Origin of the sequence: Bradyrhizobium oligotrophicum S58 (assembly GCF_000344805.1) — a bacterium.
Classification (GTDB): domain Bacteria; phylum Pseudomonadota; class Alphaproteobacteria; order Rhizobiales; family Xanthobacteraceae; genus Bradyrhizobium; species Bradyrhizobium oligotrophicum.
Map to the genome: position 1 here is coordinate 1,084,238 of NC_020453.1, position 15,487 is coordinate 1,099,724.

General features: G+C 67.4%; 1 protein-coding gene (only partly in view). It reads right to left on the reverse strand.

What is annotated here, in order from left to right; all coding sequences use genetic code 11:
• A protein-coding gene (locus S58_RS04790; RefSeq protein WP_042338760.1) for a non-ribosomal peptide synthase/polyketide synthase crosses the window boundary here: on the reverse strand, window positions 1-15,487 show its end. The gene runs 21,647 nt beyond the window's last position; only the last 15,487 of its 37,134 coding nucleotides appear in the window; its start codon lies off the right edge, out of view — the gene reads right to left on this strand; the stop codon is at window positions 1-3.

Below are 15,487 nucleotides of genomic sequence, written 5' to 3' on the forward strand. Positions count from 1 at the left end.
CTATTCGGCCCGAAGCTTCGTCGCGAGTATCTTTCCGATCTGGGCCATTGGTGCTGGATCTGTCATTCGGCCATGAACACAGGCGATTTCGTGCGTTTCGATCTCGCCGCTGACGTATGGTCGCCAAACATCCGGGGATGGAAGCGACGGTGTCTCAGCGGCAACAAACAGCATGAGGCTCCCGTCGAGTTTGGAGGGAACGTATTTCTTCTGCAGTGCGACATTGTATCTCGTGACCTCCAGCAGACGAGTGACGTCTGGGGCGGTGAGTGTGGATAGGGCGGTTTCACGGCTTGGAGACGGCTGCGGGCGGTCGGTTGGTTGATCGGAGTACGCGGCGCGTTCTTGCCGATGCAAGGCTTGTTGGGAGATGGCCGCACTCGCCGGATAGGTATCCAGCAAAGAGAGTGTGGCGACACTGCCGCTTTGAGCGGCGACAAGTTGCGCAATTTCATAGGCGACATAGCCTCCAAATGACCATCCGAGGAGATGGTAGGGGCCGGTCGGGCAGACCCTGCGGATTTGCTCGAAGTAGTCGGACGCCATCTCCTCAATGGAACGCGGCATGCGTGTCAGATCGGAAAAGCCGCGCGCCTGAAGGCCGTATATCGGGTGGCGCTTGTCGATGTGCCTGATCAGAGCGGAATAACCCCAGCTTAGTCCACCTCCCGGGTGAATACAAAACAATGGCGCTGATGTTCCGGTCGGACGAATAGGGATCAGGGTTTCGAAGGAGTCGGCTTGCAAGCCGAGATCCAACCGGTCCGCGAGTTCGGCCACGGTCGGGGCCTCGAACAGGGTGCGGATGGCGAGCTCGACGCCGAGGGTGGAGCGGATGCGGCTTATCAGCCTGGTGGCGAGCAACGAGTGTCCGCCGAGATCGAAGAAGTTGTCGTCGATGCCGATTTTAGCGAGGCCGAGGATCTCGGCAAAGAGCTCGACGAGGATTGCTTCGCGTGGCGTCCGCGGAGCGCGAGTGTGTTGTGGTGCGAATTCTGGCGGGGGAAGCGCTTTGCGGTTGAGCTTGCCATTAGGTGTGAGTGGCAAGGTGTCCAGCAGAACGATTGCTGCCGGTATCATATGTTCGGGCAGTTGCTCGGCCAGCGCGCGTCGCAGCGCCACGGGAGCGACGGCTTGTCCGGACTGGGTCACGACATAGCCGACGAGCTGCCTGTGGCCTGCCTGGTCCTCGCGGGCGATGACGGCGGCCTGGGCGACGCCGGGCAGCCTGGTGAGGGCGGCCTCGATCTCGCCGGGCTCGATGCGGAAGCCGCGGATCTTGACCTGCTGGTCGACGCGGCCGAGGAAGTCGAGGACGCCGTCGGCGCGCCAGCGCGCCAGGTCGCCGGTGCGGTACATGCGGCTGCCGGCGGGCCCGAACGGATTGGCGACGAAGCGCTCGGCCGTGAGGCCGGGCCGGTTGAGATAGCCACGCGCAAGGCCAGTGCCGGCGAGGTAGAGCTCGCCGGCAACGCCGACCGGAACAGGGCGCAGTGAGCGGTCAAGAACATAGGTTTGGGTGTTCCAAATCGGACGGCCGATCGGAACCGCTGTCCCTACCTCCTGAGCGGAGCAGGACCAGGCTGTTACATCGATTGCCGCTTCGGTGGGGCCGTACAGATTGTTGAGCCCCGCAGGGAGCTTGCCAAAGAATTGCCTGACGGTTTCAATCTGCAAGGCTTCGCCGCTGCAGATAACGTCCCTGAGCGGTGTGCTCTGGCCGTCGGGCATTTGATGAAGAAAGGCCTGCAACATCGAAGGAACAAAATGAGCGATCGTTACACGCTGTTCCCGAATGGTGGCGATGAGATATTCAGGATCCTTGTGTCCCTCCGGTCGCGCAACGACCAGAGCTGAGCCAACGATCAGCGGCCAAAAGAACTCCCAAACCGAGACGTCAAAACTCGATGGTGTTTTTTGTAGAACGCGATCTTCGCTCGTCGAGTTGTAGGCCGACTGCATCCACTCCAGTCGATTGACTATGGCATTTTGAGCGATCATCACGCCCTTCGGCCTGCCGGTGGAGCCTGATGTGTAGATGACGTAGGCGGGGTTGTGGGGCGAGAGCGGCGCGCGGCGGTCGTGGTCATCCGGATCGGTGTCGGGACAGCCGGCGAGCGCGGCGGCGAGATCGGGATCGTCGAGGCAGAGCAGCGGCAGGGTGCCGGGCAGCTGGGCCGCGGTCGGGGTGTCCGTGAGCATGCAGACGGGACCGGCGTCGTCGAGCATGAAGGCGATGCGGTCGCGGGGATAGTCGACGTCGAGCGGCAGGTAGGCGGCGCCGGCCTTGAGGATGGCGAGCAGGCCGACCAGCATCTCGATCGAGCGCGGCAAAGCGAGAGCGACGATGCGCTCGGGTCCGACGCCGCGGCGGATCAGATGATGAGCGAGGCGGTTGGCGCGGGCGTTGAGTTCGGCATAGCTGAGTGCGGTGTCCTCGAAGATCAGCGCCGTGGCACCGGGCGAGCGTGCGACCTGCTGCTCGAACAGCTCGGGCAGGGTGGCCTCGGCCACCGGACGGAAGGTGTCGTTCCAGTCGTGCAGGAGCTGTTGGCGCTCACCAGCATCGAGGATCTCGATCTGCCCGATCGGCTGTGAGGGATCGGCCGCGACCGTGCTCAGCAATTGCTTCAAACGGCTGACGATCTGCTCGACAGTCGCGCGGTCGAACAGGTCGGTTGCGAACTCGACGTGCCCGGTCAGGCCATCGGGCTTGCCGTCGGCCGTACGCCGCTCCCAAAGGTGCAGGGAGAGATCGAGCTTTGCGGACTGGGTGCCGACAGGCTGCGATGCGACCTCCAGCCCGGACAGCCTGAAGCTGGCTCTGGCAATATTCTGGACTGCGAGTTCGACCTGGAACAGCGGATGGCGCCCCATGGAGCGGGCGGGATTGAGCACCTCGACGAGGCGCTCGAACGGCAGGTCCTGATGAGCGTAGGCGGCGAGGCAGGCGTTGCGGACGCGGCCGAGCAGATCGCGGAAGGAGGGATTGCCGGAGGTGTCGGTGCGCAGCACCAGGGTGTTGACGAAGAAGCCGACGAGGTCGTCGAGGGCATCGTCGGTGCGTCCGGCGATCGGGCTGCCGAGCGCGATGTCGGTGCCGGCGCCGAGCCGTGTGAGCAGGGTGGCGAGGGCAGCCTGCAGCACCATGAACAGGCTGGCCTGGTGATCGCGGGCCAGGGCCTGGAGCTTGTGGTGCAGCTCGGGATCGAGCTGGAAGGCGATGCTGTCGCCGCGATAGCTGGCGACCGCGGGCCGCGGACGGTCGGCCGGCAGCTCGAGCTGCTCGGGCAGGTCGGCGAGGGTCTGCTTCCAATAGGCGAGCTGTCGTGCGATGGCGCTGCCGGGATCGGTCTCGTCGCCGAGCAGCTGATGCTGCCAGAGCGTGTAGTCGGCATACTGCACCGGCAGCGGGGCCCAGCCGGGAGCCTCGCCGTGGCAACGGGCGGCGTAGGCGGCCGCCAGATCGCGGGCGAGCGGCGCGATGGACCAGCCGTCGGCTGCGATGTGATGGCACAGCAGCAGCAGCACGTGGCGGTCGTCGGCGAGCCGGAACAGGGCGGCGCGGAACGGGATCTCGCGCTCGAGGTGGAAGCCGTGTCCTGCGGCCTCGGTGAGCTGCCGTGGCAGGGTGTCGTCGGTTGCCTGTTCGATCTGCAGGATGGGTCTTGCGGTCTCCGGCTCGAGGATCAGCTGCCGGGGATCGCCGTCCTGCGGATCGGGGAAGATGGTGCGCAGGCTCTCATGGCGGGCCACCAGATCGAACAGCGCGAGCTGCAGCGCCTCGCTGTCGAGCCTGCCGTGCAGGCGCAGGCCGAGCGGGATGTTGTAGGTCGGGCTGGGCCCGTCCATCCGGTACAGGAACCAGAGCCGGCGCTGCGCAAAGGACAGCGGGATGGCGCCTTGGCCGGGATCTTGGTGGAGGTCCTGGCGCAGTGCAGGCCGCAAGGTGGGACGTGCCTTGGCGGCGCTGTCCAGCTGTGCGGCGAGCTGGGCGACGGTCGGAGCTTCGAACAGGGTGCGGATGGCGAGCTCGACGCCGAGGGTGGAGCGGATGCGGCTGATCAGCTTGGTGGCGAGCAAAGAGTGTCCGCCGAGATCGAAGAAGTTGTCGTCGATGCCGAGCTGGGCGAGGCCGAGGATCTCGGCAAAGAGAGTGACGAGGATCTCTTCCTGCGGCGTGCGCGGCGGGCGGATGCTGACCGGGCTGAAGTTCGGCGCCGGCAAGGCCTTGCGGTCGAGCTTGCCGCTCGGGGTCAGCGGCAACGCTTCGACCGGGACGATGGCGGCCGGGACCATATAGTCGGGGAGCTGGTCGGCGAGCGCGCGTCGCAGCGCCACGGGAGCGACGGCCTGTCCGGACTGGGTGACGACATAGCCGACGAGCTGCCTGTGGCCGGGCTGGTCCTCGCGGGCGATGACGGCGGCCTGGGCGACGCCGGGCAACCTGGTGAGGGCGGCCTCGATCTCGCCGGGCTCGATGCGGAAGCCGCGGATCTTGACCTGCTGGTCGACGCGGCCGAGGAAGTCGAGGACGCCGTCGGCGCGCCAGCGCGCCAGGTCGCCGGTGCGGTACATGCGGCTGCCGGCGGGCCCGAACGGATTGGCGACGAAGCGCTCGGCCGTGAGCCCGGGGCGGTTGAGATAGCCGCGCGCAAGGCCCGCGCCGGCGATGTAGAGCTCGCCCGCAACGCCGACCGGAACAGGGCGCAGCGAAGCATCGAGAACATAGATCTGCGTGTTCGAGATCGGCCGGCCGATCGGAGGAGCCTCAAGATCACAATCGTGGATCTCAGCGGTGACCGACCAGATCGTCGTCTCAGTTGGTCCGTAGAGGTTTGTGCACGATCGTTTACTGGAAACCAGATCCTGCCCGAGAGCCGTTGTGAGAGCCTCGCCGCCGACAAGAATCCGGAGGCGTTCGGGAAGGTGAGCCGTCGAGACGAGATTAGCCCAGAGTGTAGGCGTGGCCTGCATGAGGGTTGCTTGCGAGGCAAACAAAAGCGCCTCGAGCAGTGACGGTGTCTGGACGGTCGTCTTAGGTGCGACAACCACGCGGCTTCCGGAGATGAGGGGGAGAAGAAGCTCAAGGATGGAGATGTCGAAGCTGATGGTCGTGACTGCGAGCAGGCAATCCTCTGCCGTCAGAGAGAGTCCTGCTCGCATCGCAAGCATGAAGTTCGACAGGTTGGAAAGTGTGACGACGACGCCCTTCGGCCTGCCGGTGGAGCCTGATGTGTAGATGACGTAGGCGGGGTTGTGGGGCGAGAGCGGTGCGCGGCGGTCGTGGTCATCCGGATCGGTGTCGGGACAGCCGGCGAGCGCGGCGGCGAGATCGGGATCGTCGAGGCGGAGCAGCGGCAGGGTGCCGGGCAGCTGGGCCGCGGTCGGGGTGTCCGTGAGCATGCAGACGGGACCGGCGTCGTCGAGCATGAAGGCGATGCGGTCGCGGGGATAGTCGACGTCGAGCGGCAGGTAGGCGGCGCCGGCCTTGAGGATGGCGAGCAGGCCGACCAGCATCTCGATCGAGCGCGGCAAAGCGAGAGCGACGATGCGCTCGGGTCCGACGCCGCGGCGGATCAGATGATGAGCGAGGCGGTTGGCACGGGCGTTGAGTTCGGCATAGCTGAGTGCGGTGTCCTCGAAGATCAGCGCCGTGGCACCGGGCGAGCGTGCGACCTGCTGCTCGAACAGCTCGGGCAGGGTGGCCTCGGCCACCGGACGGAAGGTGTCGTTCCAGTCGTGCAGGAGCTGCCGGCGCTCGCCAGCGTCGAGGATCTCGATCTGCCCGATCGGCTGTGAGGGATCGGCCGCGACCGTGCTCAGCAATTGCTTCAAACGGCTGACGATCTGCTCGACCGTGGTTTTGTCGAACAGGTCGGCCGCGAACTCGACCCGGCCGACAATGCCTTCCGCGGAGCCATCGCTGCCGCGCAGTTCCAAGCAATTGAAGGACAGGTCGAACTTCGAGGACTGGGTGCCGACGGGCTGAGATGCGACCTCCAGCCCGGACAGCCTGAAGCTGGCTCTGGCAATATTCTGGACTGCGAGTTCGACCTGGAACAGCGGATGGCGCCCCATGGAGCGGGCGGGATTGAGCACCTCGACGAGGCGCTCGAACGGCAGGTCCTGATGGGCGTAGGCGGCGAGGCAGGTGTTGCGGACGCGGCCGAGCAGATCGCGGAAGGAGGGATTGCCGGAGGTGTCGGTGCGCAGCACCAGGGTGTTGACGAAGAAGCCGACGAGGTCGTCGAGGGCATCGTCGGTGCGTCCGGCGATCGGGCTGCCGAGCGCGATGTCGGTGCCGGCGCCGAGCCGTGTGAGCAGGGTGGCGAGGGCAGCCTGCAGCACCATGAACAGGCTGGCCTGGTGATCGCGGGCCAGCGCCTGGAGCTTGTGGTGCAGCTCGGGATCGAGCTGGAAGGCGATGCTGTCGCCGCGATAGCTGGCGACCGCGGGCCGCGGACGGTCGGCCGGCAGCTCGAGCTGCTCGGGCAGGTCGGCGAGGGTCTGCTTCCAATAGGCGAGCTGTCGTGCGATGGCGCTGCCGGGATCGGTCTCGTCGCCGAGCAGCTGATGCTGCCAGAGCGTGTAGTCGGCATACTGCACCGGCAGCGGGGCCCAGCCGGGAGCCTCGCCGTGGCAACGGGCGGCGTAGGCGGCCGCCAGATCGCGGGCGAGCGGCGCGATGGACCAGCCGTCGGCTGCGATGTGATGGCACAGCAGCAGCAGCACGTGGCGGTCGTCGGCGAGCTGGAACAGGGCGGCGCGGAACGGGATCTCGCGCTCGAGGTGGAAGCCGTGTCCGGCGGCGTCGGTGAGCTGCCGTGGCAGGGTGTCGTCGGTGGCCTGTTCGATCTGCAGGATGGGTCTTGCGGTCTCCGGCTCGAGGATCAGCTGCCGGGGATCGCCGTCCTGCGGATCGGGGAAGATGGTGCGCAGGCTCTCATGGCGGGCCACCAGATCGAACAGCGCGAGCTGCAGCGCCTCGCTGTCGAGCCTGCCGTGCAGGCGCAGGCCGAGCGGGATGTTGTAGGTCGGGCTGGGTCCGTCCATCCGGTACAGGAACCAGAGCCGGCGCTGGGCAAAGGACAGCGGGAGCCGCTCGGGCCGCGCCGCCGGGTGCAAGGCGAGGCGGATGGTTTGAGCACCGTTGAGCCTCTTGGCGAGTTCAGCCACGGTGGGGGCCTCGAACAGGGTGCGGATGGCGAGCTCGACGCCGAGGGTGGAACGGATGCGGCTGATCAGCCTGGTGGCGAGCAAAGAGTGTCCACCGAGATCGAAGAAGTTGTCGTCGATGCCGAGCTGGGCGAGGCCGAGGATCTCGGCAAAGAGACCGGTTAGGACCTCCTCTTGAGGCGTACGCGGCGAGCGGATGCTGACCGGGCTGAAGTTCGGCGCCGGCAGTGCCTTACGGTCGAGCTTGCCATTTGGCGTGAGTGGCAAGGCGTCCAGCAGAACTAATGCTGCCGGCACCATGTAGTCGGGCAGTTGCTCGGTCAACGCGCGACGCAGCGCCACGGGAGCGACGGCTTGTCCGGACTGGGTCACGACATAGCCGACGAGCTGCCTGTGGCCGGGCTGGTCCTCGCGGGCGATGACGGCGGCCTGGGCGACGCCGGGCAGCCTGGTGAGGGCGGCCTCGATCTCGCCGGGCTCGATGCGGAAGCCGCGGATCTTGACCTGCTGGTCGACGCGGCCGAGGAAGTCGAGGACGCCGTCGGCGCGCCAGCGCGCCAGGTCGCCGGTGCGGTACATGCGGCTGCCGGCGGGCCCGAACGGATTGGCGACGAAGCGCTCGGCCGTGAGCCCGGGGCGGTAGAGATAGCCGCGCGCAAGGCCCGCGCCGGCGATGTAGAGCTCGCCCGCAACGCCCACCGGAACAGGACGCAAGAGATCATCGAGCACGTAGACTTGCGTGTTGTCGATCGGCCGGCCGATCGCAACATCGTCGTCGGTACACCTGGCAAAGAGGCTGTCGCCGGCGGCTTCCGACGAGCCGTAGAAGTTCAACAGCTCGGCCTGCGGGAAGGCGTCTGCGAAGCGGGCGGACTGCTCCCGGGTGAAGGCTTCACCGCTGACGATCCAGAGCCTGCAGGAGCTCGCGCTGTGATGCTGCGGATGCTCGACCAGGCTGTCGAGCAGGCTCGGCACCAGCGTCATGCGGTGGATGCTGTGCTGCTCGATCAGGGCAAGCAGGGCGTCCGGGCTCTTGGCCGCCTGGGCGCTGGCCATGACGACGGGGGCTCCGAACAGCAGCGCTCCGAGCGCCTCCGTCGAGCCGTCCAAAAAGGCAATCGAGCTCTTGGCGATTACCGGCCGGTCGTGCCGACAGGGATGGAGCTGGTTGAGCCAGCGCAAGCGGTTGACGACGCCCGCATGCGGCCCGCTGACGCCCTTCGGCCTGCCGGTGGAGCCTGATGTGTAGATGACGTAGGCGGGGTTGTGGGGCGAGAGCGGCGCGCGGCGGTCGTGGTCATCCGGATCGGTGTCGGGACAGCCGGCGAGCGCGGCGGCGAGATCGGGATCGTCGAGGCAGAGCAGCGGCAGGGTGCCGGGCAGCCGGGCCGCGGTCGGGGTGTCCGTGAGCATGCAGACGGGACCGGCGTCGTCGAGCATGAAGGCGATGCGGTCGCGGGGATAGTCGACGTCGAGCGGCAGGTAGGCGGCGCCGGCCTTGAGGATGGCGAGCAGGCCGACCAGCATCTCGATCGAGCGCGGCAAAGCGAGAGCGACGATGCGCTCGGGTCCGACGCCGCGGCGGATCAGATGATGAGCGAGGCGGTTGGCGCGGGCGTTGAGTTCGGCATAGCTGAGTGCGGTGTCCTCGAAGATCAGCGCCGTGGCACCGGGCGAGCGTGCGACCTGCTGCTCGAACAGCTCGGGCAGGGTGGCCTCGGCCACCGGACGGAAGGTGTCGTTCCAGTCGTGCAGGAGCTGTTGGCGCTCACCAGCATCGAGGATCTCGATCTGCCCGATCGGCTGTGAGGGATCGGCCGCGACCGTGCTCAGCAATTGCTTCAAACGGCTGACGATCTGCTCGACAGTCGCGCGGTCGAACAGGTCGGTTGCGAACTCGACGTGCCCGGTCAGGCCATCGGGCTTGCCGTCGGCCGTACGCCGCTCCCAAAGGTGCAGGGAGAGATCGAGCTTTGCGGACTGGGTGCCGACAGGCTGCGATGCGACCTCCAGCCCGGACAGCCTGAAGCTGGCTCTGGCAATATTCTGGACTGCGAGTTCGACCTGGAACAGCGGATGGCGCCCCATGGAGCGGGCGGGATTGAGCACCTCGACGAGGCGCTCGAACGGCAGGTCCTGATGAGCGTAGGCGGCGAGGCAGGCGTTGCGGACGCGGCCGAGCAGATCGCGGAAGGAGGGATTGCCGGAGGTGTCGGTGCGCAGCACCAGGGTGTTGACGAAGAAGCCGACGAGGTCGTCGAGGGCATCGTCGGTGCGTCCGGCGATCGGGCTGCCGAGCGCGATGTCGGTGCCGGCGCCGAGCCGTGTGAGCAGGGTGGCGAGGGCAGCCTGCAGCACCATGAACAGGCTGGCCTGGTGATCGCGGGCCAGGGCCTGGAGCTTGTGGTGCAGCTCGGGATCGAGCTGGAAGGCGATGCTGTCGCCGCGATAGCTGGCGACCGCGGGCCGCGGACGGTCGGCCGGCAGCTCGAGCTGCTCGGGCAGGTCGGCGAGGGTCTGCTTCCAATAGGCGAGCTGTCGTGCGATGGCGCTGCCGGGATCGGTCTCGTCGCCGAGCAGCTGATGCTGCCAGAGCGTGTAGTCGGCATACTGCACCGGCAGCGGGGCCCAGCCGGGAGCCTCGCCGTGGCAACGGGCGGCGTAGGCGGCCGCCAGATCGCGGGCGAGCGGCGCGATGGACCAGCCGTCGGCTGCGATGTGATGGCACAGCAGCAGCAGCACGTGGCGGTCGTCGGCGAGCCGGAACAGGGCGGCGCGGAACGGGATCTCGCGCTCGAGGTGGAAGCCGTGTCCTGCGGCCTCGGTGAGCTGCCGTGGCAGGGTGTCGTCGGTTGCCTGTTCGATCTGCAGGATGGGTCTTGCGGTCTCCGGCTCGAGGATCAGCTGCCGGGGATCGCCGTCCTGCGGATCGGGGAAGATGGTGCGCAGGCTCTCATGGCGGGCCACCAGATCGAACAGCGCGAGCTGCAGCGCCTCGCTGTCGAGCCTGCCGTGCAGGCGCAGGCCGAGCGGGATGTTGTAGGTCGGGCTGGGCCCGTCCATCCGGTACAGGAACCAGAGCCGGCGCTGCGCAAAGGACAGCGGGATGGCGCCTTGGCCGGGATCTTGGTGGAGGTCCTGGCGCAGTGCAGGCCGCAAGGTGGGACGTGCCTTGGCGGCGCTGTCCAGCTGTGCGGCGAGCTGGGCGACGGTCGGAGCTTCGAACAGGGTGCGGATGGCGAGCTCGACGCCGAGGGTGGAGCGGATGCGGCTGATCAGCTTGGTGGCGAGCAAAGAGTGTCCGCCGAGATCGAAGAAGTTGTCGTCGATGCCGAGCTGGGCGAGGCCGAGGATCTCGGCAAAGAGAGTGACGAGGATCTCTTCCTGCGGCGTGCGCGGCGGGCGGATGCTGACCGGGCTGAAGTTCGGCGCCGGCAAGGCCTTGCGGTCGAGCTTGCCGCTCGGGGTCAGCGGCAACGCTTCGACCGGGACGATGGCGGCCGGGACCATATAGTCGGGGAGCTGGTCGGCGAGCGCGCGTCGCAGCGCCACGGGAGCGACGGCCTGTCCGGACTGGGTGACGACATAGCCGACGAGCTGCCTGTGGCCGGGCTGGTCCTCGCGGGCGATGACGGCGGCCTGGGCGACGCCGGGCAACCTGGTGAGGGCGGCCTCGATCTCGCCGGGCTCGATGCGGAAGCCGCGGATCTTGACCTGCTGGTCGACGCGGCCGAGGAAGTCGAGGACGCCGTCGGCGCGCCAGCGCGCCAGGTCGCCGGTGCGGTACATGCGGCTGCCGGCGGGCCCGAACGGATTGGCGACGAAGCGCTCGGCCGTGAGCCCGGGGCGGTTGAGATAGCCGCGCGCAAGGCCCGCGCCGGCGATGTAGAGCTCGCCCGCAACGCCGACCGGAACAGGGCGCAGCGAAGCATCGAGAACATAGATCTGCGTGTTCGAGATCGGCCGGCCGATCGGAGGAGCCTCAAGATCACAATCGTGGATCTCAGCGGTGACCGACCAGATCGTCGTCTCAGTTGGTCCGTAGAGGTTTGTGCACGATCGTTTACTGGAAACCAGATCCTGCCCGAGAGCCGTTGTGAGAGCCTCGCCGCCGACAAGAATCCGGAGGCGTTCGGGAAGGTGAGCCGTCGAGACGAGATTAGCCCAGAGTGTAGGCGTGGCCTGCATGAGGGTTGCTTGCGAGGCAAACAAAAGCGCCTCGAGCAGTGACGGTGTCTGGACGGTCGTCTTAGGTGCGACAACCACGCGGCTTCCGGAGATGAGGGGGAGAAGAAGCTCAAGGATGGAGATGTCGAAGCTGATGGTCGTGACTGCGAGCAGGCAATCCTCTGCCGTCAGAGAGAGTCCTGCTCGCATCGCAAGCATGAAGTTCGACAGGTTGGAAAGTGTGACGACGACGCCCTTCGGCCTGCCGGTGGAGCCTGATGTGTAGATGACGTAGGCGGGGTTGTGGGGCGAGAGCGGTGCGCGGCGGTCGTGGTCGTCCGGATCGGTGTCGGGACAGCCGGCGAGCGCGGCGGCGAGATCGGGATCGTCGAGGCGGAGCAGCGGCAGGGTGCCGGGCAGCTGGGCCGCGGTCGGGGTGTCCGTGAGCATGCAGACGGGACCGGCGTCGTCGAGCATGAAGGCGATGCGGTCGCGGGGATAGTCGACGTCGAGCGGCAGGTAGGCGGCGCCGGCCTTGAGGATGGCGAGCAGGCCGACCAGCATCTCGATCGAGCGCGGCAAAGCGAGAGCGACGATGCGCTCGGGTCCGACGCCGCGGCGGATCAGATGATGAGCGAGGCGGTTGGCGCGGGCGTTGAGTTCGGCATAGCTGAGTGCGGTGTCCTCGAAGATCAGCGCCGTGGCACCGGGCGAGCGTGCGACCTGCTGCTCGAACAGCTCGGGCAGGGTGGCCTCGGCCACCGGACGGAAGGTGTCGTTCCAGTCGTGCAGGAGCTGCCGGCGCTCGCCAGCGTCGAGGATCTCGATCTGCCCGATCGGCTGTGAGGGATCGGCCGCGACCGTGCTCAGCAATTGCTTCAAACGGCTGACGATCTGCTCGACAGTCGCGCGGTCGAACAGGTCGGTTGCGAACTCGACCCGGCCGGTCAGGCCATCGGGCTTGCCGTCGGCCGTACGCCGCTCCCAAAGGTGCAGGGAGAGATCGAGCTTTGCGGACTGGGTGCTGACAGGATGTGGTGCGACCTCCAGCCCGGACAGCCTGAAGCTGGCGCGGGTGTTGTTCTGCAGGATCAGGGAGACCTGGAACAGCGGATGGCTCGCCATGGAGCGGGCGGGATTGAGCACCTCGACGAGGCGCTCGAACGGCAGATCCTGATGAGCGTAGGCGGCGAGGCAGGTGTTGCGGACGCGGCCGAGCAGATCGCGGAAGGAGGGATTGCCGGAGGTGTCGGTGCGCAGCACCAGGGTGTTGACGAAGAAGCCGACGAGGTCGTCGAGGGCATCGTCGGTGCGTCCGGCGATCGGGCTGCCGAGCGCGATGTCGGTGCCGGCGCCGAGCCGTGTGAGCAGGGTGGCGAGGGCAGCCTGCAGCACCATGAACAGGCTGGCCTGGTGATCGCGGGCCAGCGCCTGGAGCTTGTGGTGCAGCTCGGGATCGAGCTGGAAGGCGATGCTGTCGCCGCGATAGCTGGCGACCGCGGGCCGCGGACGGTCGGCCGGCAGCTCGAGCTGCTCGGGCAGGTCGGCGAGGGTCTGCTTCCAATAGGCGAGCTGTCGTGCGATGGCGCTGCCGGGATCGGTCTCGTCGCCGAGCAGCTGATGCTGCCAGAGCGTGTAGTCGGCATACTGCACCGGCAGCGGGGCCCAGCCGGGAGCCTCGCCGTGGCAACGGGCGGCGTAGGCGGCCGCCAGATCGCGGGCGAGCGGCGCGATGGACCAGCCGTCGGCTGCGATGTGATGGCACAGCAGCAGCAGCACGTGGCGGTCGTCGGCGAGCCGGAACAGGGCGGCGCGGAACGGGATCTCGCGCTCGAGGTGGAAGCCGTGTCCTGCGGCCTCGGTGAGCTGCCGTGGCAGGGTGTCGTCGGTTGCCTGTTCGATCTGCAGGATGGGTCTTGCGGTCTCCGGCTCGAGGATCAGCTGCCGGGGATCGCCGTCCTGCGGATCGGGGAAGATGGTGCGCAGGCTCTCATGGCGGGCCACCAGATCGAACAGCGCGAGCTGCAGCGCCTCGCTGTCGAGCCTGCCGTGCAGGCGCAGGCCGAGCGGGATGTTGTAGGTCGGGCTGGGCCCGTCCATCCGGTACAGGAACCAGAGCCGGCGCTGCGCAAAGGACAGCGGGATGGCGCCTTGGCCGGGATCTTGGTGGAGGTCCTGGCGCAGTGCAGGCCGCAAGGTGGGACGTGCCTTGGCGGCGCTGTCCAGCTGTGCGGCGAGCTGGGCGACGGTCGGAGCTTCGAACAGGGTGCGGATGGCGAGCTCGACGCCGAGGGTGGAGCGGATGCGGCTGATCAGCTTGGTGGCGAGCAAAGAGTGTCCGCCGAGATCGAAGAAGTTGTCGTCGATGCCGAGCTGGGCGAGGCCGAGGATCTCGGCAAAGAGAGTGACGAGGATCTCTTCCTGCGGCGTGCGCGGCGGGCGGATGCTGACCGGGCTGAAGTTCGGCGCCGGCAAGGCCTTGCGGTCGAGCTTGCCGCTCGGGGTCAGCGGCAACGCTTCGACCGGGACGATGGCGGCCGGGACCATATAGTCGGGGAGCTGGTCGGCGAGCGCGCGTCGCAGCGCCACGGGAGCGACGGCCTGTCCGGACTGGGTGACGACATAGCCGACGAGCTGCTTGTGGCCGGGCTGGTCCTCGCGGGCGATGACGGCGGCCTGGGCGACGCCGGGCAACCTGGTGAGGGCGGCCTCGATCTCGCCGGGCTCGATGCGGAAGCCGCGGATCTTGACCTGCTGGTCGACGCGGCCGAGGAAGTCGAGGACGCCGTCGGCGCGCCAGCGCGCCAGGTCGCCGGTGCGGTACATGCGGCTGCCGGCGGGCCCGAACGGATTGGCGACGAAGCGCTCGGCCGTGAGCCCGGGGCGGTTGAGATAGCCGCGCGCAAGGCCCGCGCCGGCGATGTAGAGCTCGCCCGCAACGCCGACCGGGACAGGGCGCAGCGAAGCATCGAGCACGTAGACCTGCGTGTTCGAGATCGGCCGGCCGATCGGAGGAGCCTCAAGATCACAATCGTGGATCTCAGCGGTGACCGACCAGATCGTCGTCTCAGTTGGTCCGTAGAGGTTTGTGCACGATCGTTTACTGGAAACCAGATCCTGCCCGAGAGCCGTTGTGAGAGCCTCGCCGCCGACAAGAATCCGGAGGCGTTCGGGAAGGTGAGCCGTCGAGACGAGATTAGCCCAGAGTGTAGGCGTGGCCTGCATGAGGGTTGCTTGCGAGGCAAACAAAAGCGCCTCGAGCAGTGACGGTGTCTGGACGGTCGTCTTAGGTGCGACAACCACGCGGCTTCCGGAGATGAGGGGGAGAAGAAGCTCAAGGATGGAGATGTCGAAGCTGATGGTCGTGACTGCGAGCAGGCAATCCTCTGCCGTCAGAGAGAGTCCTGCTCGCATCGCAAGCATGAAGTTCGACAGGTTGGAAAGTGTGACGACGACGCCCTTCGGCCTGCCGGTGGAGCCTGATGTGTAGATGACGTAGGCGGGGTTGTGGGGCGAGAGCGGTGCGCGGCGGTCGTGGTCATCCGGATCGGTGTCGGGACAGCCGGCGAGCGCGGCGGCGAGATCGGGATCGTCGAGGCGGAGCAGCGGCAGGGTGCCGGGCAGCTGGGCCGCGGTCGGGGTGTCCGTGAGCATGCAGACGGGACCGGCGTCGTCGAGCATGAAGGCGATGCGGTCGCGGGGATAGTCGACGTCGAGCGGCAGGTAGGCGGCGCCGGCCTTGAGGATGGCGAGCAGGCCGACCAGCATCTCGATCGAGCGCGGCAAAGCGAGAGCGACGATGCGCTCGGGTCCGACGCCGCGGCGGATCAGATGATGAGCGAGGCGGTTGGCGCGGGCGTTGAGTTCGGCATAGCTGAGTGCGGTGTCCTCGAAGATCAGCGCCGTGGCACCGGGCGAGCGTGCGACCTGCTGCTCGAACAGCTCGGGCAGGGTGGCCTCGGCCACCGGACGGAAGGTGTCGTTCCAGTCGTGCAGGAGCTGCCGGCGCTCGCCAGCGTCGAGGATCTCGATCTGCCCGATCGGCTGTGAGGGATCGGCCGCGACCGTGCTCAGCAATTGCTTCAAACGGCTGACGATCTGCTCGACAGTCGCGCGGTCGAACAGGTCGGTTGCGAACTCG